Source organism: Empedobacter sp. EJD.6dd, from assembly GCF_057369435.1.
In genome coordinates this window covers 1,981,413-2,006,913 of record NZ_CM170667.1, presented here as the reverse complement: position 1 = coordinate 2,006,913, position 25,501 = coordinate 1,981,413, and the positions used below count along the sequence as shown (strand labels likewise).

Sequence of the window (25,501 nt, the reverse complement as noted above, 5' to 3'; positions counted from 1 at the left end):
TCATATGAAAAGAGTATTAGCTGTTTTAGGTATTCAAGCATTTGTTTTTCATTCTACCAACATTTTTGGTAAAGGAGAAAAACATGTTCGCCTAAAAGAAGAGGAACTTCAATTAATTGAGGATGCCTTAGAAAAACAAACTTCTGCTGAAGATGCTAAGACATTAGCAACTCTTCAAGCAAATGAAACTGCGGTCCAGGAAGCATTAACTGCTGCTTTCGAATTACACGGATTAAAGACTGTAGAAGGACAAACTGTTGCTGAAGCTGTAGAAGCTTTGAGTGCAAAATGTACAGAGTATGGAGAGGCAACGAATTCTCATTCAATCCACAAAACGGACGGAAAAGATAAACAAGATGAAGGCGACGGATTGAAAGAAGGTTTTTTTGATCCAAATGCTGAACACAACCAAATCAATAAATAATTAGCACAATGGCAAAAGGAAGTATAAACGTTGATGCGATCAAAAATGAAGTGATTCGCTATGGTAATGCAAAACCAACTGCATTAAATCCTGCTGTTTTATCAAAAGAAATTTTGTTGAATCAGTTTGCAAAACCTTTAGCAAAAGTTAAAGGTCAATGGTCGTTTCCATCTATTTTGATGACGAATTTGTTACAAGCGTTTTCAGATAAATGGACAGATTATGGAACAGCACAGTTCAATAACAAAGTAGCAAAAAACTACCATTTGAAAGTAAACTTCGGAGTTAATCCATACGATGTTTATGGAACTTGGGAAGAAGAATTATACGAAGAGGATAAAACTCCAGCTGAAATGCCAATTTCAAAATATTTAGTTGAAATGATTGGTTCCAAAATTACTTCAGAACTAGCAGCTGCAACTATTATTTCGAAATATGATGCAACTCAGGTTGGTTCGTCAAGTCCTGATTTACGTAAAATCATGAACGGAATTGATGAAGTAGTGAATGGAATTTCAACTGATACAGTTAATCCTGGATTTTTAATTCCTATTGACGCATCGTTGGCAAATGCTCCAGGAGCAAAAGTAAATGCATTCGAGCGTGCATTACCTCAAGGTGTAGCTGTTTCTCAAATTTTAGTTCCGTTGGAATTATTCTTTGATTACGTAGAAGAGCGTGAAACGCCTGCAAACGAAGTAGTAGACTATAACGCGGCTTATCGTAAAAAAACGAAATATGGACGTGATTTAATTGGTGTTCCTGGATTAACGAAAATGATTGCTTGGGTTGATGGAAACTTATTCCGCCTTTACGATCGTAAAGATAATCCAGCGCAAATCGATGATGTTCAGGTGCAAGATTATGTGATGAAAATCTTTATCCAATTCCATTTAGGATATGATTTCGCAGTTAATCAATATGTATTTGTTGAGACATCGGATGCGTTGAAAAAACGCGGATTGAACAATGCTGAACAAAACGCATTGTATTACCCTAACGAATTAACGCTAACGGTATAATCTTATGGCAAAAGATACACAAAAAGCTGTTCCTCTAACTGAGGAGCAGCTTATCGAAAAAGAGGCAGGCTTGAAAGCTATGGCTCAAGAAGTTTCTGAAGCTCAAGAAAATTTTGTTTTAGAGCAAAATAAATTCGAGGAGGAAAAAGAAGCTTTTGAAACTGAAAAATCAAACTTCGAAAAAGAGAAAGCTGAATTTAATATTGCGAAAAAGAATTTAGCAGAGTTATCACTTGAAATCGAGAAAGAAAAAACTGATTTAGAAGCTCGTGAAAAAGCTTTAGAACAAAAATCTGAAGTAAAATCAGAGAAAAAAGCAGCTCCAGCTTCATTTGAGTTTGAAGGTGAAAAATATCAATTCTCAGAAAGCGCACCTCAATCTATTTTATTGAATGGAAAGGGAGTTTCTCAAAAAGAAATTGCAAAAAATGATGAGTTGAAGCTTCAGCTTATCGGAGGAAATTCAAGTTTAATCATTAAAAAATAATACGATGGCAGAAGATTGTTCATTCGAAAATGTACCAACTCAAAATTTGAACTATTGTCCAAATAATGACACGGTTGGAGGTGTTAAGTTAGTTTGTTATTATATTCCGATGGCGCAAGTTAATATTACTTATCCAACGGTAAAAAACGAGTCTACTTATGCAGAACGCATAACTATTTTGGCTGCAGGTATTACTCCAGTCACAGCTGAGAAAGGTTTTAAGAAAATCGTTATCTTGAAGGATGAAGGGGAATTAAAACCATCATTAGTTGGAGCTGATGGAAACAAGAAGATGAAAACAGACTTTGATTGTTTGATTCCTGATTTCGTAGTTGATAATATTGGTTTTGTCGATACGCATAAAAACACACCTCTATTATTAGTTGTACCAGATAGTACTGGTAAATTATGGGCTATTCCTGATGCAATGTTTTCTAAGGCAGACGGAACTACTGGTAAAAAGTATGAAGATAATTCAGGAGTATCTGGAACATTTTCAGCAAACACAAAACCATACTATTATGCAGGAACAATTACAGTAACACCTGATGCTGTTGTTCCTCCAGTTGGTGGTTAAACTTTATATTATGGAGAATAAATTTAAATTAAGAGTTCCTGTTGGTTCTGTAATTATTGGGCAAAATTTTAAATTGAAATTAAAATCAATACCAGATGAAGCTTATGATTTATGGAGTAAAGGAGCTGGAGAATTTGAACTAACAAAAGAAGGTGTTGTGTTGTTAGAATCTAAATCAATTAACGAAATTAATGAGTTGATAAAGATTCGAGAACCACATAATTATAGTTCGGAATTAAAAGTTTTGAAAGAAGTTTTAAAAAGTTTAAATTCAACCATTCGCAAAGCGAAATAGAATTTCATTCATATAGTAGTTTAGGTTTAAACCTCGCAAATAGCGAGGTTTTTTTACATCATACAAGATGAGATCACACGAAGAAAATATAAAAATTTATCTCGAGAACGGAGGAGATTCTAAAATTGCAAATCGCCATCGTTTACCAACGATTCAAAACCGTGCAAAAATTAGTTATTTAATTTCTCAACAAAAACCAAAGGAGAAAAATCTGAAAGAAGTTGTGTTGGAAGCTATACAGAATAGTTTTGAGAATTCGCAAAAGATGATTGAAGCTTCTCAACCAACAAAGCCTGCATTTCTTGGATTTATCTCGCAATATCCAACCGAATTACATTCTGCTTATCAAGAATGTTACAATGCTTGGATAAAAGTTTGTAGTTATAAAATTCAGTTAAATGATGTTGTTCCATTGGATGTTGATGATGCTTATCAATTACAATTAAAGATGATTAAATCAATATCAAAAATTGATATCAATAAAAAATCACTTGATTATTGGTTAGAAAACAAACGAATTTTACCAACAGAATCAAAAAAAGATTATTCAAAATTCACTCCATTAGAACTGGACCAGGAACGTAGAAATTTGGCTTCATTGATTTGTCGTCGTCGTCAAACTATTGAGAAAAAAATAAAAGAACTACCTCCTATTTCTGATCAGAATTACAATAAAAAATATGCTTCTATACAAATGAAAAAAGAACAGCTGGAGGAATTTATTTTGGATGAGAATAAGATATTGGAATTATTGAAGAAATAATTCTGTCCTTTCAGATTATATTATCTCAAGCTTTATTTGAGTTCTAATTTTCCATCTCACCATTTCTAAGACTTTATGAGTAATAGGCTCCGCAAATGCGGGGCTTTTTTTATGCCTTAATTTTTTTTGAAAGAATGATACGTAAAATAACGAAAAGGAAGTCTCAACGTCCATTTGTGAACCGTGAGATAATGATTGAGGAATTAAGAAAAGATTATGAGAAGTTTAAAAATAGACTGGAGAAAAGAAGATTATCCGCCAAAAAATAATTTAAAAGTATTTGGAACTTTTGTTTGTGGCGGTGGTTCTACAATGGGTTATAAATTGGCTGGTTGTCATCATCTCGGAGGTGTGGAAATAGATAAACGGATGTGTGAGATTTATAGAAAAAATCATAAGCCAAAACATTTGTATAATGAAGATATTAGAGAATTTAATAAAAGAAAAGATTTACCAAATGAACTGTATGATTTGGATATTTTGGACGGTTCTCCACCTTGTACAACTTTTTCGATGTCTGGTAATCGTGAAAAAGATTGGGGAAAATCTCGGAAATATAAGGAAGGTCAAAAAGTTCAGACGTTAGATGATTTAGTTTTTATCTATTGTGAGACTATTCTAAAACTAAAGCCAAAAACTGCAATTTTAGAAAATGTTCCTGGAATAATTGCAGGTAAAGCAAAAGCATATGCTATTGAAATTTATGAGCGGTTGGAGTCTTATGGTTATGATGTTCAGATTTTTACTTTAAATTCTGCTACGATGGGAGTTCCTCAAGCTCGCGAACGAATATTTTTTATTGCTCGTCGGAAAGATTTGAAACTTCAACCTCTCCAACTTGATTTTAATTGTAAGCCAATTCCATTTGGAGAAATTGCGGATAAAGGTTGTAAAACTGGACCATCAAAAGAACTTTGGCCATCTATTCAGGTTCGGCTTCCTTTTGTTGAATATGGTGATCAGAATTTGAAGTTCGCAGATGCAAGATATCGAAATCTTGAGACTTATAATGCTTTTTTCTCAACACTTTTACTTTATGATCATGAAGTTCCTGGAACAATAGTTAGTCAAGGGGCTACGGTGTATTATGAAGAAAAAAGAAGTCCGAATACGACTGAATTTAGAAGGATGCAATCTTTTCCTGAAGATTATGATTTCTGTGGATATGATACAAGATACATAACAGGAATGAGTGTTCCTCCTTTTATGATTTATTCAATAGTAGAGAAAATGAAAAGCCAATGGTTTTATAAAAATTAGGTTGGTTTTCAGCGGTTAAAAACGTCCTCCGCAAAAATTTAAACATCTCACCTTTCAAACTTTAGAGCATAAAGACTCCCACGCGGAGGACTGATTAAGTCTTCTATGTTGGAGTCTTTATTAGTTGAAAAGTGAGATGAGCAAATTTATGTATAATATGAACAATGACAAATTTTCGGAGAAAGAAAACGTTTTAGCTCCGTTAGAATGGTACACGGTACAACGAAAAGTATCGGAATTGATTCCGTGCGATTTTAATCCTCGTCAAATTTCAGAGGAAGAATTGGCAAAATTAAAGTTGAGTTTAGAAAAATTTAATCTGGTTGAAATTCCAGTCATTGATTTTGATAATGTATTGATAGCAGGACATCAACGTATTGCTGCTCTATATATATTAGAGCGTGGAAATGATGTAGTTGATGTAAGAATTCCGAATAGAAAATTATCTGAAGAGGAATTCAAAGAATATATGTTACGATCAAACATTAACAATGGAGAGTTTGATTGGAGCAAAATCGAAGAGTTTTTCCAGGATATCGATTTAGAAGGAATTGGAATGGATGTAGATGCTTTTGATGAATTTTTGCAACAAAATGCAGTTTTGCCACCCGAGAATGAAGGTGAATTTGATGCAGATTTACCTGTGCAACCAAACTGCATTGAAGGAGATTATTATGAGTTAATTTCGAAAGACAAAGGAATAAAGCACATTGTTTATTGTGGCGATTCGACTTCTGCAGATAGTTATCATAAAGTATTTGGAGTGGAAAAATATAATCTGATGGTGACTGATCCGCCATACAATGTCGATTATCAAGGAGGAACAAAAGACAAATTGAAAATCAAAAATGATAAAATGTCGAATGATAATTTCTATCAATTCTTGTTTGATTTCTTTTCGAATGCTTATTCGTTTTCTTCTCCAGGTGGACCTGCTTATGTTTTTTATTCTGATTCTGAAGCTGTGAATTTTAGAAATGCAATGTTATCTGCAGGGTTTAAAATTTCATCGACATTAATTTGGGTAAAGAATCAGTTTGTTCTTGGAAGACTTGACTATCATATGCAACATGAACCGGTGATTTGTTGTGAAGAAGAAATTCCTGAAGATGATCATCAATGTATGATTTATGCTTGGAATAAAGAGGCAGCGCATCCGTGGTATAGTGATCGCAAACAATCTTCAGTTTTGAGTTTTGATAAACCTTTACGAAATGCGGATCATCCAACAATGAAACCAATTGATTTGATTGGTTATTTGATTAAAAATTCATCAAAGCAAAATCAAATTATTTTTGATGGATTTCTCGGTTCGGGATCAACTTTGATTGCTTCGGAAATGAACTGGCGAAATTGTAGAGGATTTGAATTAGATCCACGTTTTGTTGACGTCATTATACGTCGTTGGGTTTCGTATATGAAAGAAAATAATTTGGCTTACGAAGTGGTCCGAAATGGTCGAAAATTATCAGCTGAAGAAATACAAGAATTTGATTTGAAATAGTTTGCAAACAATTTGCAACGGTCGAAAAGATTACCGTACTTAGGTGTGTAAACAAAAGTAAATCAATGTATTATGAAATTATCTAAGGCTATTTTAAATCACTCTCATTTCAATATTAATGATTATGAAGCTTTATCTTTTAAAGGTTATTCGAATAAAGAAATATTAAAAATTTGGGATAGAGATAAATCTGAAGGAAAAGCTCCAGTTACAATCAATAAGTATACAGCGAATTGGAAAGAAATTAGAAGACAATTAGAATTACAAGCCTCTTAATTAGAGGCTTTTTTTATGTCCTTTAAACAGCGGATTTAGGCTTCTAAATTCGTTGTATGGATATTGTGAATTTTACAAAAGATAATTCGTATCAACGTATAAAAGCGTGGTATATAGATGAAAATTCCGTTAAGCTTTCAGATAAAGATTTAAAGCTGAAAGATATATTAGTGCATATTTGGAGTTTACGAATCAATAATAAATACACTAAGCATCAGATTATTCAAATTATTGAGAGAGATTATCCGATCTCTTTTTCTACAGCATACAGATATTATCCATTAGCAATGCATTTATTTGGTGATTTAGACCAGGTAAATCTTGCTGCCGAACGAATGGTTTTTAGAGAAAAGTTTGATAACCTATATCAAATGGCTTTAAAAAAAGGAGATATTGATGCAGCAACAAGAGCATTAACTCAAGCTAAGTCTTTATACGATTTTCATGATACAGTTCAAAAAGTTGATCCTAAGAAATTAGAAGCTTCTAATTATATCATTAAGCTTCCTCGTAATGTTACAAAATTATTATCCAAAACATTGTCAGGTGATGGTGTATTAGACTTTAATAATATTGGAGCTGAAGATGTCGATTTCAAAGTTGTAGAACCTGAAGACGAGGACGAATATCAAGATGAGTAATATTTTAATGCCTTATGCATCTAAGGTAGTAGAATTAAACCTTATGCAAGCATCTGCGGTGCTGGCAAATCAAAAACTTAAAATTCCGAATATTACTATAGAGGCAGCTCGTGGAACTGGTAAGTCAACCGTAATTGGTTGGTTTATCAAAGAAGCTGTTAAACAAATGCCTCGATCAACAGGTATTGTTGTTGGAGAAACTTTCGTACAAATTAAATCGCGAACATTACCATCTACCAAGGAAGGTATGGAAATGTGGGGATTATTTGAAGGTATTGATTATGTTGTTGGGCGTTGTGGTAAAGACTTAGGTTTTGAGATGCCTTTCCAAGCTCCAGATAGTTGGAATAATGTTATTCATTTCCGTAATGGAACAATTGCGGTTATGGTTTCGTTGGATAACCCAAACTCAGGTCGTGGATTGAATGCTTATTGGATTATTGGCGACGAAGCGGCTTTATTGACTTACGAGAGATTATACAACAATGTTATCACAACCAATCGTGCTAAAAAGACAATATTTTCTAAAGCTTCAATGGCTCATGCACAGATTTATGTTTCTTCTGTTGCAATGACTGCGACGGGTGATTGGTTTACGAAACGTGAGAAGTTAGCAGAAAAAGAACCGCACAAGTACGCGTTTATTAAAGCTAATGCTTTTGTTAATGCTCATAATCTAAAAGAAGGTTGGATTCAAGATATGCAGAAGGAAGCGTTGAGTCAAACATTATTCAATGCAGAAATTCTTAACATTAGACCGAAAGGTGTGCAAGATGGATTTTATGGTCAATTAAAAGCAACTAAGCATTATTATAAAAAAGATAAAGACTTCTTAGTTCCACCGCTGAATGATTTCAAACCGACATGTCAATATGATAATGATTTAGTACGTGGAGTTCCTTTGCAAATGAATCTTGACTTTGGTGGAAAGATTAACTGTATGACAGTATCTCAACATTTGAAGTCGTTGAATACTGTCAACTTCATTAAAGAATTCTATCGTAAACACCCGGACATCTTAGATGATGTAGTGCAAGATTTTATTGATTACTATGAACCACATAAAGCTTCTTGTAAAGAGATACACATCTATCGTGACAAGTCGGGAGCCAAGAAGGAAGCGAATAGTAAGACGACGTTAGTTGAAGATGTTATTAATAAACTTCGAGCTGCAGGTTGGAAAGTAACGGATAAAACTCCTAATACTAATAATCCAGGGCATTTAGCAAAATATAAATTAATCAATTATATTTTCGCAGAGAATGATTTGAGATTACCTGTTGTCCGTATTAATGCAGACAATTGTCCTAATCTTATAATCTCAATGGAAAATGCTCCATTGAAAGGTGATGATGCTTTCGAAAAAGATAAGTCGAGCGAACGAAGTAAAAAAATACTTCAGGAACATGCAACACATTTCTCGGATACGTTAGATTACAATTTATATTGGCAGTTCTGGCATTTGATAGACTCAAGGTATCAATCATCGTACTTGGTTACGAATCTACATGGATAATGGTCCGATTTTGATCGGATTTCCCAAATTTTCTTCGAATTTTTAATGAAATTTCAATAAAACCCGCTTATATAGCGGGTTTGCTGTTACATATATCGTTTTTTTTGAAAACTGCAATTGTAGAAATGAATAAGGCGGCTGTGTGGGTCAACCTTACATTTTGAGAATACATAAGGGTTTTGATTCTTTATTTTTTTGATACTCAATTATAAAGCAAAAAAATATTGAGAATGAGGGGTGTAAATTGATAAGTAAAAGTTTAGTCCTTTCATTTGAAAGGTGTTCGAACAATATTCGCACTATGCAAAAATCAATTTTATTGAGTCAAGTTCTCAACGAAATGCGAAAATTGGACGAGCGAAAAAATCCGATTCCTTTTACGATTTCAATTCGAACTTTCAACACGCAAAATAAATCAGGAGGTCGATTCGTAACCTACGAAAATGCAACTTTAATGCAACCGTCAAAAACTGCAGGCGTTGTTCGATTATCTCAAGATATTGATTTTAAAAATCCAAATCATTGGAAAAATAGAACGCGAAATATTAAGACGAATGAAGGAATTAAGAAAATACACATTCTTTTCATTATCAAGTTTAACGGATTAGATGTCATATTATAATGAAAGTTTCTGAAGGAATATATGCAGTAGGTGGTCGTAAAAATGGTGCGGCTATTTTATTTAATAAAAGTAAAGATGAGCCAAAACACACCAATTTTAAGCAAAACAATGTTGATACTTTAATTGATAATAAATGGTTGCCTTGGGGCGATGACAATTTGTATCCTCAAAATTTTGCGAAAAAATTTAAAAAAGCTGGTGCTGCTATTGGTGGTGTAGATGTTTTAGTTTCTGCTCATTTCGGCTCGGGTTTTCAACTTTTTCAAGGGATTGAAACTAAAGACGGAATTAATTTCCGTGAGCGGCTTCCATCTTCTTTTCCTGATATCAATGATTTTTTGATTCGTACAAAATATAACGAAGTCAATTCTGATATCATTGTCGATTTTGAGACGTGGGGAATGGCATTTCCAACTTATCTGTTGTCTCCAAATGGTGATAAGATTATATCGGTTCGTCGTACAAAAACAGCAGACGTTCGTTTTGAAGTTCCTGATAAAAATGGAATTATAAATAATATAGGTGTAAATACAGATTGGGAAAATCATAAGAAAGACAATACATCTGTTATTCCTTGTTTTTCATCAAGCATTCCAATCAACGAAATCAAAGATTATTGTAAGGAAAAGAAAATTTTTGAATTCACTATTCCAATCATCGAGACACTTTTAGTTGAAAAAACCTATGTTTCTAAAGGTTGGCATTCATCATTTAAAAATGGTTGGATTGATGTTGTGTTAGCGCTTCCTGAATTCAAAAAATTAATGTTCGAACAACAATTGAACATTAAATATATTATTCATATAGCTGATGATTACTTTGCGCATGTATATGGTGAGGATTGGAATAATTTTACTACTGAAGAGCGTCAAGCAAAACGAGATGAATTAATTGATTTTATTGATTCAGAATTAAAATCAAATAAAGGTTCTGGTAAATCGTTAATCTCTCCATTTTTCCGTGATCGTGATACTGGTAAAGAAATAAAAGGAATTCAAATTGAGGAAGTTCCACAGCCACAATCAAACGGTGATTTCTTGTTAGATGGTTCTGCTGCTAATTATGAGATTTTGACACCGATGGGAGTTGATCCGTGTTTAATTAATGGTGGAGCATTTGGCGGTAAATCGTTGAGCGGTTCAGGTTCTGACAAACGTGAGGCATGGACAATCCTTTGTGCTAAGTTTCCGATTAAGCAAATGCGTACGTTGGCAATTTTTGAAAACATCAAATATTGGAATAATTGGGACCCGACAGTTTTTGGAAAATATCCAATGATGAACTTAACAACTTTGGATAAAAATCCAAACGGACAAGAGAAAATAATTAACTAAATAAACGTAAAATAATTGCGTGAAAAAGGGACAAAAAAAAAGTTATAAAAATGGAGTATTTTATCTACGAAAATGAATTAAAAAATTATTTAATTCTACCAAAAACATTTGATTGGGGATTGGTTGATCAAGAATTAGGTTTTAGAAAAATTTTCGAATTTATTCCTAAAGAAATTTATTTGGAGATAGAAACTTCTCAACCTGAAATTTTCAGATTATTGACAAAAGCGGCGGTTCATTTCTGTTTTGTTTTCAATATACCAAAAATTAAAGTTCATATTAGTAGCACAGGCATCGAACAATTTTCTCAAGATAAATTGAAAACTGCTCCTTGGTGGGATGTTCGAGATTTGGGATTGGCTTTGTTGAAAGCTGGAGATAATTTTTTCTCAAATGCGATTGAGTTGATTTCAAAAAATGAAGAATTGAAAAATAAACTTCCATTTTTCGAAACGATAAACGACTATATTTCTACTCCATCAGTATTTAATCAAATTTATTCGATTAATCATTCTGTCGAAGTGTTCTCTTTGCTTCAGCCGTACATTAAGCAAGCAATTAATCTGAAAGTATCAGAATTAATAGACAAAGAATGTTTTGATCAGATTTTAGAAGACAAAGATTTGAAAGAAGCTTTTCATTCAGCAATAGTGTTCTATGCGTTGCATTATGCGAGTTTATTGCCTCGTTTCGTTTTTATGCAAAACGCAGTTGTTATTCAGTATGAGGAATTACCTTGGCAAAAATCGCAGGTGTTGGATGCACAATCAAAATTAATTGCTGGGCAAAACTTTTTGTATTTAGCAGAAAATAGTTTGAAAATGGTTACGAATTTTATCAAAAATAATCCGAATCAATTTCCATGTTATACTAAAGGAAAATCTGCCTATAAAATAAGAGCAAAACAATCAGGATTGTTTCTGTAAGAAAGTTTTATATTAAACAAAAAATTACAAATGAATTGGTTAAAAAGAATTTTTGGTAAAAAGAAAAATAGAGAAACGAAAGTTTCTTCAGAACATAAAAAAGGCATTGTTTTTAAATATAATAATCCTAAATATGATAATGTTGATATGTCAGATTCTATACTTGTATTGAGTAGACCATTCGGTGAGGCTATTTGGGTTGATGATTCTAAACAAAATATTCTTTCTCCTTCAGAACAATATTTAGAAAGATTGAAAAGCTTACCTCAAGAAGATTTTAAAAAAGAGTATTTCCAAAAACCTGAATACACAGAAGAAGATAGAAGAATTGATGATTCACACGATAAAGGAATTTCTGAAGAACGTGAAATTCATCAAAGTTGGATAGATGATAGTTATAACTCTCCATCAGATTCTACGAGCTACGATTCGAGTAGTTCTTACGATGATAGTTCGACTTCAAGTGGTGATTGGTAAGTATTAAATCCGTCCTTTTAGACTACGTTATGTAGTCTTTTTTTTGTCTTGTGATGAACAGTTTTGAAGGTGTTAACGTAGAGGATTTAAAGCATTGTCCACAAGACAATTTTGCATCTGGGATAAAGACAAAAGTCTATTATGCTCCAGCTTCATATTTTGAAAAAATAGATTTACCAAATCAATCCAAAGCCTACGAAGAATTTGTAAGTATTGCGCAAAACGGAATCAAATTCCGTGGTGGTGGTTGGAATAGCATTGATGTTTTGATTGGTGAAAACGAATTGAAACAAACTTTATCAGGACCACTCCAACGCAAAAAATCAAAAACAGAATTAGAATTTCTGATTCTTGGTTTCCGAGCAAAAGTTTTAGGATTTATTGAAGCACATAAAAACACTCCGATGATTTTTATAGTGGTAGATGCTGTTGGGAATAACTGGGTGATTGGTAATTTACGCAATCGTGCATTTATTGATAATGCTGATGTTTCTACTCAAAAAAAATATGAAGATAATTCTGGAGCTGTTGTAAAAATTACAAGCAATTCTCCAATCTTCTATTTCGGAAATCAACATAGTTGGATTGATCAAGGCGTATTCACACGAGAATTTACGGACGAGTTTAATTTTGAATTTACATAATTTATGTTTGAGAACGCAAAAAAAAATATTAAGGAAAAAATTGTTCCTGGCAAAAGAGAAGGTACTTCTGCAACTGCTTTACAAGAGGTTTTTAATAGTGTTTTGGATGACACACAAAAATCATTTGAAGACATAGGGACTGGTATAAACGGATCAATCGAAATCACTCAAGATTTACCTACAATAAATGCTTTGGTAGATGGTGTTTGGCGTGCAAAAACTGAAGGGATTTATGCAAATGGATTGACCGCTAAAACTGGTTATTTAACAGATTTCAGAAAAATCGGTACTGCTTGGAAATTAGAAAGTGAGGTTAAGATTCCAATTCAGGACTTGACACCTGTCAATAATAGAATAAGCTTACTTGAAAATATAAATACAAAATATACAACAGAAAATTTAAGGACTAAAAATTTATTCAACACAAATGATGTGTTGAAAGATACTTACCAGCCATCACAAACTCAAAACCTAGTTACAACTACAGCAAATTCAGGTTGGTGGTGTTCTAATTTCATTGCGGTTACTGCAGGTCAAAAAATAACTATTTCGGGAAATAAAAATAGATTAGGTGTAGGTTTTTACGATGCAAATAAACAATGTATCGGCTATAATTCTGCTAACATAGGTACTATTACGATTCCTGCTAATTGTGCTTATATAGTGATTAATTTGACTAATGATAACACTCAATGGACTAACGTTATGGTTGAGCTTTCTGATATAGCTACTTCTTATGTTCCTTATTTGAAAATAAAAAAATCTAATGTAGAAGGATTAACAGAGGTTGAAAATTCCGTTAGTACGATCAATACTAAACTCGTAGATTATGATCACGCAAAGGATGTTACTCAACAAATATCTGTAGTTAAATCGTATTCAACAAATCTAGTTAATCCTACTCTTATTGTTCCTGGTACATTAGTATCAGATACTACTGGAGAATTAACTACGACGGGATCATCGGCGAGTTATAACACTTTTTATTTTATTAAAATTTCACCGTCTACAAAGTATAAAGCAATAAATACGGGAGGTACTCAAAGTATGCGTAAAGTGGCATTTTACGACGCTAACAAATCTTTTGTTTCGGGTCTTGACAATGTGAATACTTTTACTTCTCCAGCTAATGCTGAATATGTGAGATATTCTATTCTTAACACAAATATTGCAGTTAATCAAGGTTTATTTTTATTTGAAGTAACATCATTTGAATATTATTACGCTGCTACAGATTATCAAGCTGTAAACAATTTAACTACTGAAAAAAAGTTAGATAGTTCATTAGCTAATATTAAGGATATTAAAAACTTGATTAAAAGTAGTGGTAGTCTTGTGTTTACGAAAACTTCATCTGTTTTAAAAATTAATAATCCAAATGGCTCGATTACATTTAATTTAGACTACAACAGGAATTTAATTGCTAATTTCACAAATACTTCTTTTAAAAGCGTTAATGTAAACAATACCGATGATGTGGCTCCTGTGCACGTTATGGGAACTACTTTAGGTGCAAATCACGGACAAGGTTATAATATTGCAACAATATCAGTAGAACATGGCTTAGATAATAGTTATGTTGGTACGGAGTGGACACACTCAAATGGATTAAAGTATATTTTGATTAAGATAAATTCTACTACATCTTTATCATTTTTTTCTGTTCCAACGGGCACACGAGAAAACTATACAATTACAGCTATTACTGCGGGAACAATTACTCGTGGTGATAAAACTTTGACTATTTCTTCAGTAGTTTCAGATCAATATCCAGGAGCTTTTAATAAATCTGTAAAAGTTCTGTTAAATGGTAAGGATGAAATTTCTTCAGACGGGACATATTACGCTGAATATTTAGATGTAATAGAATCGTATTCATTCATTAATTTTTATGATTTCGTCCAAAATTTGGTTTTGAATCAAGGAACATTGACACCAAATTACGCAGGTGGGAAAATGTTCACAGTTTACAATCATTATCGTTTTGACGCTAATGGGAATTGTATTGTAAATGCAAATTTTAACACAAATCAAAATTTAGTATTTGCAGATTTTATGTTTTCTCAATCCCAAAAAATAGGTGCAACTTCTGACATTGTTTCATATTATATTCCGAACTCATTACCTATTAATGGATATGATTTTCGTAAGCCTTTAGGAGTTGAATGGAGTACATCAGTACCAGCGTTGTACACGAAATCTTCAAATTGGGCAGATCAAAACAACCCTGTCAATAGAGTGATCCAATACTTCAATAACACTGGCTTTGTGATAGGTTTTCTCAAGGATTACGGTGTCGGAAAGAAATTACAAGATTTTGCTACGTCTACATTCGAAATTCGGAATAATACGGGAAAAGTTTACCCGCACGGCGTTGAAGGTTCTAAGGTTGGAACTACTCTAAATGAAAACACAGCATATAATGCAGTTTTATATCGCGCTTATACGGATTTATCAAAAACACGAAAAGATGGACGATTATCGATGTTTAACTTTGAATATAACAAAAATGAATATGTTATTTTGGACTATTCTGCAAGTATGTATGATATAGTTGAAATTAAAAATTCTCTGAACGGAAAGAAAATAGAAGTTGTTGAAAGTTCTAATTGTAATCTAGTAACTGACATTTATAATAACAATCTAATTGTAAATGCTAATTATGTAGAAGGTCAAACAACATTTATTGTTTTAAAAATAAAATAATCTAAAAACCACCTCAAACGAGGTGGTTTTTTTTATGTCCTTTCTTCTCCTCTACTTCTTCAGCATTTTTGATGTATAAATTTTAAATAGATGAAATTATACGAATGTTTCGGATCAGACCAAGCTACATCCAATATAATTAAATGTTTATTCTATGGCTTTTTAGTTCTAATAAATATCAACTATGACTTTGCGATTTTTTTATGTGTTGCAATGTTTATTGATATGGGATTTGGAATTACAGCTTCTCTTGTTTTAGGCGTAAAATTCAAGAAAAAAACATTTTTATTAGGCTTTCTTGTAAAGATGCTTATTCTCATTATTCCTTTTACTGTAGCTGTTTTGGCTATGGCTTTGAATTTTAATTTCATCCTTTTAGCAGATTTTGCTATTCGACTTCTTTTAGCAAATGAATGCCTTTCAATTTTGGCAAATTTTCTTTCAATCAAAAATAAAAAAAGAGTTGAAAATGTCGATATCATTTCCATGTTTATCAATTGGATAAGGAAGCTTGCATTGAATGCTATAAATAAAATGTTGAACGATAAAAATCAAAATAATGGTTAAAAATTATACCGATGCGCAGCTTTTAATGCGAGTTCGTCAATTACGAAATTTTATTAAAATTCCTGAAAACTATTGGATTTTGGGAGTTAGATCCAAGGAAGATCGTTTCAATGAATTCGACGATAAATTTTACATATTTAGAGGAGAACAGTTTATTATGGTAATGAGTGGAACTACAAATCCTGGAGCGAATGGATTATTAAATCCTGAGCAATATAACGAACGAGGTGTTGCTGTTGTGGTAGCTGATAAGTGGTATTACAATCTTTGGGAGCGTGGACTACACAACGGAAAAGTAATTGCGTATCGTCAAGCTTCTGGAGTTGATTTAATTCGTGATCGTAATAAAAATAAAAAGTCTGGTGATGCTGGTTCTATTTCTGAAGAATTTAATCGCGGGATCAATTTCCATCCATCTGATTATAATTTGGATTCGAGAACTAAGAAAACAAATATCGGAGCTTGGAGTGTAGGTTGTCAAGTCGTGAATAATATTCCGAAATATAAAGAATTAATGAATTTGACACGCTTACAACAAGTGATGTCGTATTGTTTAATCAATGAATTTTAATCAATGAGAAATAATATTTTACAACGCATAGCTTTTTTTCTTGCAATTCTCTCGGTTTGTCTGCTGTTTTCGAATTGCAGAATCTTGCAGAAAACAAAATCAGAATTTACTGAAAAACAAAAAACGGAAATCGATTCTATTGTGAATTCAGAAGGTTTTGAGAAAAATAAAATGGAATTTAACCAGGAAGAAAATTCGACTTACGACTTTTCGAATGATAAATTTTCGGAGCTGTTTAAGTTGAATTATCAACCGTTATTCGATGCTTCGGGAAATATTATTCCGTTAATTTTTAAGCACACTAAAAACGGAATAACGGAAGAGTTTTTTTTATCTGGAGGAAATCTCAATCAAGAGAAATCTACTTCTTCAGATAAAATAAAAGAAGTCATCTCCAACAAAATTAATACGAAATATAAATCTGAAATTACTTACAAAACGTATACCACCTACAAGACGCACACAACATATGTTACCAAAGTAAAAAAGAAAGATAAAACTTTAAAAGATTTTGGATTCAGTTTTTGGTTTGGTATAGGATCAACTTTATTCATTATTTTAATGCTTGTCTATAAAGTCAAATTCAAAGATTCAAAACTTCAATCTTTCATTCAACGCGTTTTCAATGGGAAAAATTAAAGCCATAAAAGTGCCTACTTCGTGGAATGAATTGAACGATTGGCAGGCGCAAGAAATTGCGCATTTGTTCAATCACGCTGATCCGCAAGATTTCACAGAATCTTATGTTCAGATGATTTTACGTTGTTATCAGAATTCAAATTCTTACAATGATGTGAAACGATTCAAGCAAATTATTGCTGAAGTTCCAATTTCTGAGCTGGAGAAACATGTCACATTTTTACAAACGTCTATGGATTTTTATAAGTTTCCTGAAATACCTGGATTAATAAAACCATCCGACCGAATAGAAAATATTACGATCCGCCAATTTTCGACTATTGACACCTTTTTTCATTTTTGGTACAACGACAAATCGGAATTGAATTTAAAACGTTTGATTGCGACACTTTATCGTAAAAATGAAAAGTTTGACGAATTAGATTTGATAGATGTTTCTCGAATTACTGATAAAATACCACACAAACAAATGGAGGCGATTGCGCTTGCTTTTTTATTCACGAGAATGTACATCGAAGATAAATTTCCAATTGTTTTTCCAAAAGCTTCTGAAGAATCTGAAGAGGAAAAATTGAAACCAATTTTCAAGAATACAGAACAGGTGTTTGTGCCTTTCGATAAAATTATTGTAGGTATGGCAATGGATGAACTTCAGCCTTTAGGGAAAAAACAAGATGCCGATCAAGTTCGTATTTATGAGTTCTTGGGTGTACTGTCAGAAAGTATTTTATATCACAAAGCAAAAAATGCAGCAGCAAATGGAGGCAAATAGTTATAAAAAAATGAAAGATTATTTCGAAAATTTGGTTGAACAATCAAATTTTTTGAATGATTTTGTAGGATTCTTTCAGCGCGAATGGGCAAATAGAACTGCGGCTTATACGAACGAGTTAGCTTCTCCGAATTTAACGCTTTTCAAATATAAATTAGGTTTCGATGGGCCTGAAGAAAATACAATTGCAGTGCGCCAAATTGGTTTTGCGATTATGTTCACGAAAGTGAATAATGATGATTTTGAAGCACAATATAATACAATTGATATTGCAGAACAAATAGCTATTAAAGTGATGTCGCGTGTAAAGTATGATAATCACAACGAGGAACATTTCCTGTATAATTCTTTGATAAAAGATTCGATAGAGATTTCTCCAGTTGAGCTTTCAGCTTCAGATTTTGGTGTTGAAGTGTTTTTTAATCTACGAAATAAACAATTATTAAGAGTTGATCCAATGGATTGGAAAGATATAGACAAAGTTTGTTAACGGTTTTTTGTGTTATTGTTTTTTACGGAAACAAACTTTTAGAGAAGGGCATTAATGTCCTTCTCTGCTTTTTACGTAAAACCGTATTCTTACTATTGTGGTTTTATTTACTTTTATAGAAATTATAAACTATGAAGAAATTTTTATTTTTTACAGTATTGTTATTTACTGTTGTTGTTAGTGCGCAGGACAGTATTAATGAGTATCAAAAGCTTAAAGATTTAATTACAACCGCAAAAACAAAACCCAATGAAAAAGCAAAAGCTATTGTTGATATAATGGTTTTGGGTGCGATTTCTAAAAATGAAAAAATTAAGAAATCTGCTGATTCTGTAGTAGCTGTTTTAAATAATTATGCGGCAATCGATAAAATTGCAAAAGACAATAATATTGTTTTAGCAAAAAAACAATCTGATTTATCAAAAGAAGATTTGAAAGAATATAGAATTGAAGATGATAAATTTAGAAGTATAACTTTTTATACTCCAAAAGTTTCGGGTACTTCAAAATATGCCTATTTATCAGTTAAAGAAAGTTCAATGAAGTATCATTTAGTGATGGAGCATCATGGAGCTGGTTGGATATTTTTTGATAAAGTTATAATTCTTTATAATGGGAAAAAACTTGAATATAAGGCTGGTGAAACAAAAAGATATGTCGGTAATGGATATGTTAATGAAACGTCTGATGTTGTTTGTGATGTTGAAATGTTAGAGGCTTTGAGAGAGATAATAAATACTGATAAAGTAGATGTTAGGCTTTCGGGAGATAGTGTAAATGATTTTGTTATGTCTGATAAAACTAAAAAATCTATTCGATTAGCTTTAGAACTATTTGATAAACTGAAAAAATAAAATTAAAAATACGGAAAATTCTTCCGTATTTTTTGTTTAATAAAAGTTATTTTACATATATTTGCTATGCGAAACTTAATAAACAGACAAGGGAAGTCTTAAAATTTCCAACTTTTATAAATATTATTTTATCATATTGCCTTGGCAAGTAGTGTACATTTCCCTTGGGGTTTGTTAAGTTTCGCAACTTTACACGAAAGTCAAGGTTTTCTTTTTCATTCGTGTTTTTATGGGAATTTAAAAACAAATAAATATGCGAAACTTAACAAAATCAAACGGAACAAACTTCTTAAAAGAAAACAAAGGAGCTCTAACAACATCACGTACACAAGACGGTGCATGTTATGTATCTTTCAACTCTCCATCCACTGGGAGAACTTCATTTGCTTATGGATCAGATTTTAAAAGAGCTTACAATAAAATGGTCTTTTTATATAATTTAAAGTATTCTAATTTTTGCGTAACGAATTAACTTATGCACGATTATAAAGAAACAATGAAAACAGTTTTGGCAAAATATTATGAGCCAACAAGTATTTTCGGAGAAGTATTACCTGTTTACGAAGCGACAACAAAACAGATGTGGAATTGGTTTCGTGGTGTGATTCCTGAACATCCAATTGATGAACACGATGTATTTGACATTTTGACTGAATTAGGATTTCAGCAAAAACAAAAGATTTTAATGGAAAGAGTTTGTATCGTACAAGCCGATAAAAAGAAAGGAATAAAAGCAGAATACGATGATGTCGAAGTTGGGCGTATATTGATCTGGAACTTATACGAGATTTTATAATTGCTAAAATTTTTAGCATAATTCTAATTTTATGTACAAAACAGAAAAAGAGATAGCGGATAAAGCCGAGCAAATGTTAGAAGCTTCTTTGCGTCAAAAAACTTCGGGTTTTCAAAATCATATTAATCGAGATAATAATGAAGTGTCTTTAAAAGATGCAACAGCGAAAGCTAGTGTTAAAAAATACGGATTAAAAAGAAATAATAATCAAGTTTTTTACATGAGAAGTTTGGCAATCAAAATGGCTCGTCATGGATTTGTACAACATTTTGGTGTTGATGGAATAAGAGCTGGAGGGACAAGGGTAAGAACTAAACCAAATAATATAACGTATGGTTTTAAATCTCATGTTATGAAAGTGAAAGCACAGCCTTTCATTAATTCAGCAATAGAAAATTCTGGTGTAGTCGATTTTGTGATGGAAAATGTTACTAAAATTCGTTCTGAAGAATTACTTTTTGAAGTAAAGAAAATTTTAGAAAATTAGTTATCTTGTGTTTATGAAAAATTTAATATACTCTTTAATTGTTATAGGAATCGTAGTATATGCTTTTCCATTGATTTCGTATATTTTTATATTTATTACTTCATTTATCGGTGAAACTTTCTCTATTGGTTTTGAGTTTAGTTATTTCATCTCTTTTTTAATACTATGTTATTTTGTTTTTCTCATATTTTTCAGAAAGAAATAAATTTTTAAAGCTACCTTTTTAGGTAGCTTTTTTTATGTCCTTTAGCTTGTTGTAGGCAAAAAGCATATTGCGTCAAATTTTAATGCAGTATGGCATCAGGTACTAGAATAACAACTACAGGTGTACTATATATTAATGGAAGTCAAGTTGAAAATACATTTTCAAATGTATCTAAGATTACAAGAAAACTTGAGTCCGAATTAAAGAAACTTACTCCAGGGACACAAGAATTTATTGATAAAGCCGCAGAAGTTAGATTAGCACGTGCTCGTTTTGAAGAAGTTCGAAATGAGATAAACGCAGTTACTCGATCTATTGATTCAGCAGCTCCAAAAATAAGTTTCCTACGTCGAAATTTATTGAGTTTAGGAGACACTTTCCGTCAGGTTTTTACAGCTGATTTAGCATCGAGATTTTTTGATATTGTTATTGATAAAGGTCGAATGACTGTTGATCAGTTATTAAAAGTAGCCGATGCAATGACTGATGTTCAGAAAACATCGGGGATGTCCTTAGCGGAAGTAAAAGAGCTTTGGGATGCTTTTGATGAAATGGACACAAGAACATCAAAGCTTTCACGTCTTAAAATTGCAGAAGTTGGTGGACGTCTTGGGGTTCCAACCGAACAAATGAAAGATTTTGTACAGGAAGTTGATAAAGCTTATGTGGCATTAGGAGACAGTTTCGAGGGAGGTTTAGAAGGTGTTGTTGATCAACTTGGTAAGATTAAAGGGCTTTTTGAGGATACTAAATCAATGACATATGCTGAAGCTATAAATCGTGTAGGATCTGCACTAAATACGTTGGCTGCTCAAGGAACTGCATCTGAAGGAAATATTGCTCAATTTGCTTTGCGAGTTGGAACTTTACCAGAAGCTTTGCGTCCTGCAATCGATAAAGTTTTAGGATTAGGAGCTGCTTTCGAAGAATCTGGAATTGATTCTCAAATCGCTTCTTCAGGGTTTGCAAATTTTATGTCGACAGCTGGACAAAATATTGAAGCTTTTGCTTATTCGATGAATATGTCGGTTAAGGAAGCAAAGGAGTTAATCAATACAAAACCTGAAGAGTTTTTCTTACGATTTGCTCAAGGTATGAAAGGTCTTGATGCAGTTGAAACTTCAAAAATATTAGAATCATTAAAATTAAATTCATTAGAAGTTCAAAAAGCTGTTGGAGCTGCTGCTAATAGAACGGATGATTTCCGAAAAGCAATGAAAACAGCTGGTGAAGAAATGGATAAAATGACATCTCTACAAGATGAGTTTAATCAAAAAAATAATAATGCACCGGCTATTCTTGAGAAAATAAAGAATGAATTTAACGATATGTTTACGTCAACGAATATTATCAATCATTTTGAATGGTTGGTTAATATTTTAGGATGGATAACTGGTGTAACTAAGGATGCAGGTGAAGAAATTAGTGGTTTTAAAGATAGATTATCCTTTCTAGGAAATATCCTGAAAGTTGTTGGGACTGCTATTCTTGGTTATAATACAAGTGTATTGATAGCTACTATTTCAACAGGTAATTTGACAAAAGTTACATGGTTAAATGTTATTGCAGATAAGGCTCAAGCCGCAGGATTACTGATTAAACGTATTGGTTTATTAGCGTATAATGTAGTTCTTGGAATTGTTACTCTAAATACTCAAAGAATAACGGCGGCAACAATTGCATTTAATACTGTAGCTAAAGCTTCACCTTGGGGCGTGTTATTTACATTAGTAGCTACTGCTGTTGTTGCGTACAAAGCGTTTTCTAAGGAAGTTAATATAGCGGTTAAAAATCAGAAGGAGTTAAATGATGCTATGAAAGATGCAGAGCGCAATGTAGCTTCTGAAATATCTAATTTGAAAATTCTTTATAGCACAGCAACTGATGTAAAAAAATCTACAGAAGAGCGTACCGAGGCTGTAAGAAAATTAAAAGAAGAATATCCATCTTATTTCCAAAATATTTCTGATGAAATTATAATGAATGGAAAGGCTGAAGATAGTTACAAAAATCTTCGTGATGCAATTATAGCTTCTGCTAGGGCTTCTGCTGCTCGTAGTGTTATTGAAAAAAGAGAAGGTGAACGATTAGAAGAGGATAGAAAATTTCAAGAAAAATTAGAGGCTAAGAAAAAAGCATTAAAAAAAGCAGAAGCTGATCCGAACAAAGAGGAAGTTAGAAGAGTTGATGGAGGTGATGGTAAAATGACAACTATAGTTATTTCCAGTGATTTAAAAGTAAAAGGCGCTAAGATTGAGTTGAAAGAAGTTCAAGACGAAATTGAAAAAACGAAAAAAGAACGTGAAGCTGCTGATAAGTTTTTTATTGATACGATAAATGAATCCGACAAAAAAGCTCAAAAATATACTGATGATAAAAAGACACCTACAAATGTTGTAGTTCCAGATGTTAAGAAAAATCGTAGTGGTAAATCTGATGAAGAAAAAGCGGCTGAAAAATTAAAACGTCAAAACGAAGCGGATTTAAAAAGTTCTAAAGAGGAAGTTAAAAAAGCAGAGCAATTAAAGAAAGATTCTGATGATAAAATGCTTGAGTTTCAACGAGCGTATGAAGACGAAAAACAAAAAATATTAAATGAATCTCGTCAAAAAGCGATTGACGATGAAACGCGCGATTTTGAGCGTAAAAAGGAAGATTTAAAAATTCAGAATAAAAATATTCAAGAAGAAATAGATAAATCTAATGAGCAGATTAAAGATTTAGAGAAATCAAAATCTGAAACAAAATCTCCTGAAGCAAAACAAGAATTTGAAAAAGCGATCTCTGGATTAGAGGTGGCTAATAAAAAGCGTCAAAATCTAAAATCTATTAATGATCAGATTATTGAACAAATGGAGAAAACCCATCAGTTCAACCTTGGTAAGATAAAAGAGATTTGGGATGCAAAAGATTTTGAACTTTGGATTAATCAGGAAAACGCTCGAATTAATGCTTCTCGTCGTGCTGATGAAGACGAAATAAATGAGATTAATTCTTTAGCAGAAGCAAAAGAAAAACTGCAAAATCTTCAGTATTTAAAATTAACGGATAACGAGCTTAAAAATGTAAAATCCTTAGAAGATGCAAAAAGATTTCTTCGAGAAGAGGCTGATCGTAAAATGTTGGCAGCTCAGTTGGCTTCATTTGAAAAGCAAAAGGAAATGCTTGTTCAGGCTATTTCTCAGATTTCAGATGGTGAAGCTAGAAAGAAACTTTTGGAGGATTTAGAACTTCTAAAGGATAAAATTACTCAAGTTAAAACTGCAATTGATGGCGGAACTCAAACCGATAATAAAGCAGTTGTTGACGAGTCTTCATCTAAAAAAGAGAAAGTCGATATTCTTGGATTTTCTGTTAAGGATTGGGAGGAAACATTTAAAAACCTAGATACTACTGAAGGTAAAGTTGCGGCTGTTGGGAAAGTGTTTGCCGCAATGGGAAATTTAGCCGCTTCATTTGGAGAATTGCAACGTAGTTTGGGTGAACGAGATTTAAAACGATTCAAAAAAGAACAAACTGAAAAACAAAAAGAGCTTTTAAAACAACTGAATCAAGGATTTATTTCGCAAGAAGAATATCATAAAGGAGTTGAGTTGTTAGATACTCAGTTAGCGAATAAACAAGCTGAAATTGAGTATAAACAAGCAAAAGCTGAAAAAGTTGCACGAATATTTTCTGCAATTGGAGCTACAGCGCAAGGTGTGGCTAATTCGTTAGCGTTGGGAGGTCCTTTAGGTATTGCAATGTCGATTGTAGTAGGAGCATTGGGAGCTTTGCAAATTGCTACAATTGCAGCGCAACCATTGCCTGAAAAACCAAGTTTTGCAGAAGGAGGTTTTTTTGAAGGTTTTACGGGATCAAGTTCTCTTTCTCCAGATGCAACTGGTGAACGTCCTTATGCAGGAAATGTAAGACTTCATGAATTTGAGCATGTTTCGCCTCGATGGATGACTAGACATCCAAGGCTTGCAAGTACGTATGACTGGTTAGAGAGTATTCGTAAAAGTAAACAAGTTCCAAGTTTTGCAGAAGGAGGTTTTTTTGAAGGTTCTGGAGGTTCTCCAGTTGTTGCTTCTCAAAATTCAGATAATTCTACAACCTATTACGAATACATATCTGTATTGACAGATGTTAAAGAATTACTTCAAAAATTAAGTGATGACGGTGTTATGGCGTATATCATCGAAGATGCAGAAAATGGAAAGAAAATATTAAGAATGATAAAATCTTATGAAAAAATTGAACAACGAGCTTCAGGAAAATAATTTATTTCAAAAGCTCCAAGTTTTTGAAAATTCACGGATAAACAAAGATGTTGATTCGGTTTATCAATTGTTAGAAGATAATTTCGGAGCGGTTGGATCTAAACTTTCGGTTTGCGGATCCGTTGCAAAAGTTATGCACGGATTTCTGCCTGAAAATTATAAACCAAAAGATGTTGATTTGTTAGTGACGGATGCTTTTTTCTATCGATTCCTGAAAACAAATGTTCAAAAATTAAACATAGATTTTCGAATTGATGATAATCGGATCATCTTATTCTTTCCAAATATAGCTGTCGAATTATGGCAGCACAATATCAATGAAAAATCAATTAGAACCTATGGTAAATACAAAGGTTTAATCAATTATTGTTTTATTTAAAA

At 32.5% G+C, this 25,501-nt stretch carries 28 protein-coding genes; all 28 read left to right on the top strand.

Annotated elements, in window-relative coordinates; genetic code table 11:
- Positions 1 to 4 precede the first annotated feature (4 nt).
- Positions 5 to 424 (top strand): hypothetical protein, encoded by a 420-nt coding sequence (locus tag AC2I98_RS09540; RefSeq protein ID WP_486411467.1) that lies wholly within the window; start codon positions 5 to 7, stop codon positions 422 to 424.
- Positions 425 to 432: 8 nt separating this feature from the next.
- Entirely contained in the window at positions 433 to 1,446 is a 1,014-nt protein-coding gene (locus AC2I98_RS09535; protein WP_486411466.1) for a hypothetical protein, read from the top strand.
- Positions 1,447 to 1,450: 4 nt separating this feature from the next.
- Complete coding sequence (locus AC2I98_RS09530; RefSeq protein WP_486411465.1) at positions 1,451 to 1,933, top strand: hypothetical protein; 483 nt, start codon at positions 1,451 to 1,453, stop codon at positions 1,931 to 1,933.
- A gap of 4 nt (positions 1,934 to 1,937) precedes the next feature.
- Positions 1,938 to 2,510: a hypothetical protein gene (locus tag AC2I98_RS09525; protein ID WP_486411464.1), complete on the top strand. Its 573-nt coding sequence runs from the start codon at positions 1,938 to 1,940 to the stop codon at positions 2,508 to 2,510.
- 10 nt (positions 2,511 to 2,520) lie between these two features.
- Complete coding sequence (locus AC2I98_RS09520) at positions 2,521 to 2,805, top strand: hypothetical protein (RefSeq protein ID WP_486411463.1); 285 nt, start codon at positions 2,521 to 2,523, stop codon at positions 2,803 to 2,805.
- Positions 2,806 to 2,872: 67 nt separating this feature from the next.
- Complete coding sequence (locus AC2I98_RS09515) at positions 2,873 to 3,568, top strand: hypothetical protein (RefSeq protein ID WP_486411462.1); 696 nt, start codon at positions 2,873 to 2,875, stop codon at positions 3,566 to 3,568.
- A gap of 216 nt (positions 3,569 to 3,784) precedes the next feature.
- The gene (locus AC2I98_RS09510) at positions 3,785 to 4,828 is read left to right on the top strand and encodes a DNA cytosine methyltransferase (protein ID WP_486411461.1); all 1,044 of its coding nucleotides are present in this window, start codon (positions 3,785 to 3,787) and stop codon (positions 4,826 to 4,828) included.
- A 157-nt stretch (positions 4,829 to 4,985) separates the two neighbouring features.
- Positions 4,986 to 6,332 carry a DNA modification methylase gene (locus tag AC2I98_RS09505; protein WP_486411460.1) on the top strand — a complete coding sequence of 449 codons (1,347 nt, stop codon included), beginning with the start codon at positions 4,986 to 4,988 and terminating at the stop codon, positions 6,330 to 6,332.
- 72 nt (positions 6,333 to 6,404) lie between these two features.
- The gene (locus AC2I98_RS09500) at positions 6,405 to 6,608 is read left to right on the top strand and encodes a hypothetical protein (RefSeq protein ID WP_486411459.1); all 204 of its coding nucleotides are present in this window, start codon (positions 6,405 to 6,407) and stop codon (positions 6,606 to 6,608) included.
- Positions 6,609 to 6,664: 56 nt separating this feature from the next.
- Entirely contained in the window at positions 6,665 to 7,249 is a 585-nt protein-coding gene (locus tag AC2I98_RS09495) for a hypothetical protein (RefSeq protein WP_486411458.1), read from the top strand.
- Positions 7,242 to 8,765 carry a hypothetical protein gene (locus AC2I98_RS09490; protein WP_486411457.1) on the top strand — a complete coding sequence of 508 codons (1,524 nt, stop codon included), beginning with the start codon at positions 7,242 to 7,244 and terminating at the stop codon, positions 8,763 to 8,765. The genes AC2I98_RS09495 and AC2I98_RS09490 overlap by 8 nt, the downstream gene beginning before the upstream one ends.
- Before the next feature lie 301 nt (positions 8,766 to 9,066).
- The gene (locus tag AC2I98_RS09485) at positions 9,067 to 9,387 is read left to right on the top strand and encodes a hypothetical protein (protein WP_486411456.1); all 321 of its coding nucleotides are present in this window, start codon (positions 9,067 to 9,069) and stop codon (positions 9,385 to 9,387) included.
- Positions 9,387 to 10,721 carry a hypothetical protein gene (locus AC2I98_RS09480; protein ID WP_486411455.1) on the top strand — a complete coding sequence of 445 codons (1,335 nt, stop codon included), beginning with the start codon at positions 9,387 to 9,389 and terminating at the stop codon, positions 10,719 to 10,721. The genes AC2I98_RS09485 and AC2I98_RS09480 overlap by 1 nt, the downstream gene beginning before the upstream one ends.
- Before the next feature lie 50 nt (positions 10,722 to 10,771).
- A complete protein-coding gene (locus AC2I98_RS09475) occupies positions 10,772 to 11,647 on the top strand; it encodes a DUF6712 family protein (RefSeq protein WP_486411454.1) in 876 nt (291 codons plus the stop codon).
- A gap of 30 nt (positions 11,648 to 11,677) precedes the next feature.
- The gene (locus AC2I98_RS09470; RefSeq protein WP_486411453.1) at positions 11,678 to 12,124 is read left to right on the top strand and encodes a hypothetical protein; all 447 of its coding nucleotides are present in this window, start codon (positions 11,678 to 11,680) and stop codon (positions 12,122 to 12,124) included.
- Between the two features lie 53 nt (positions 12,125 to 12,177).
- On the top strand, positions 12,178 to 12,768 hold the full coding sequence (locus AC2I98_RS09465) for a hypothetical protein (protein WP_486411452.1): 591 nt from the start codon (positions 12,178 to 12,180) through the stop codon (positions 12,766 to 12,768).
- Between the two features lie 3 nt (positions 12,769 to 12,771).
- Positions 12,772 to 15,474, top strand: coding sequence for a hypothetical protein (locus AC2I98_RS09460; protein WP_486411451.1), 2,703 nt, complete (start codon positions 12,772 to 12,774; stop codon positions 15,472 to 15,474).
- A gap of 90 nt (positions 15,475 to 15,564) precedes the next feature.
- Complete coding sequence (locus AC2I98_RS09455) at positions 15,565 to 16,041, top strand: phage holin family protein (RefSeq protein ID WP_486411450.1); 477 nt, start codon at positions 15,565 to 15,567, stop codon at positions 16,039 to 16,041.
- Positions 16,034 to 16,612: a hypothetical protein gene (locus tag AC2I98_RS09450; protein ID WP_486411449.1), complete on the top strand. Its 579-nt coding sequence runs from the start codon at positions 16,034 to 16,036 to the stop codon at positions 16,610 to 16,612. Before AC2I98_RS09455 ends, AC2I98_RS09450 begins: the two co-directional genes overlap by 8 nt.
- Positions 16,613 to 16,696: 84 nt before the next feature.
- Entirely contained in the window at positions 16,697 to 17,251 is a 555-nt protein-coding gene (locus tag AC2I98_RS09445; protein WP_486411448.1) for a hypothetical protein, read from the top strand.
- Positions 17,238 to 18,023, top strand: a complete 786-nt coding sequence (locus tag AC2I98_RS09440) for a hypothetical protein (RefSeq protein ID WP_486411447.1) — start codon at positions 17,238 to 17,240, stop codon at positions 18,021 to 18,023. The genes AC2I98_RS09445 and AC2I98_RS09440 overlap by 14 nt, the downstream gene beginning before the upstream one ends.
- A gap of 10 nt (positions 18,024 to 18,033) precedes the next feature.
- Positions 18,034 to 18,513, top strand: coding sequence for a hypothetical protein (locus AC2I98_RS09435; RefSeq protein WP_486411446.1), 480 nt, complete (start codon positions 18,034 to 18,036; stop codon positions 18,511 to 18,513).
- A gap of 131 nt (positions 18,514 to 18,644) precedes the next feature.
- Entirely contained in the window at positions 18,645 to 19,367 is a 723-nt protein-coding gene (locus AC2I98_RS09430) for a hypothetical protein (protein ID WP_486411445.1), read from the top strand.
- Between the two features lie 253 nt (positions 19,368 to 19,620).
- Positions 19,621 to 19,839 (top strand): hypothetical protein, encoded by a 219-nt coding sequence (locus tag AC2I98_RS09425; protein WP_486411444.1) that lies wholly within the window; start codon positions 19,621 to 19,623, stop codon positions 19,837 to 19,839.
- Between the two features lie 3 nt (positions 19,840 to 19,842).
- Positions 19,843 to 20,163 (top strand): hypothetical protein, encoded by a 321-nt coding sequence (locus AC2I98_RS09420; RefSeq protein ID WP_486411443.1) that lies wholly within the window; start codon positions 19,843 to 19,845, stop codon positions 20,161 to 20,163.
- 31 nt (positions 20,164 to 20,194) lie between these two features.
- Positions 20,195 to 20,650 (top strand): hypothetical protein, encoded by a 456-nt coding sequence (locus AC2I98_RS09415; protein WP_486411442.1) that lies wholly within the window; start codon positions 20,195 to 20,197, stop codon positions 20,648 to 20,650.
- Positions 20,651 to 20,944: 294 nt separating this feature from the next.
- Positions 20,945 to 25,120, top strand: a complete 4,176-nt coding sequence (locus tag AC2I98_RS09410) for a phage tail tape measure protein (RefSeq protein WP_486411441.1) — start codon at positions 20,945 to 20,947, stop codon at positions 25,118 to 25,120.
- Positions 25,086 to 25,499 (top strand): hypothetical protein, encoded by a 414-nt coding sequence (locus tag AC2I98_RS09405; RefSeq protein ID WP_486411440.1) that lies wholly within the window; start codon positions 25,086 to 25,088, stop codon positions 25,497 to 25,499. Before AC2I98_RS09410 ends, AC2I98_RS09405 begins: the two co-directional genes overlap by 35 nt.
- Positions 25,500 to 25,501 lie beyond the last annotated feature (2 nt).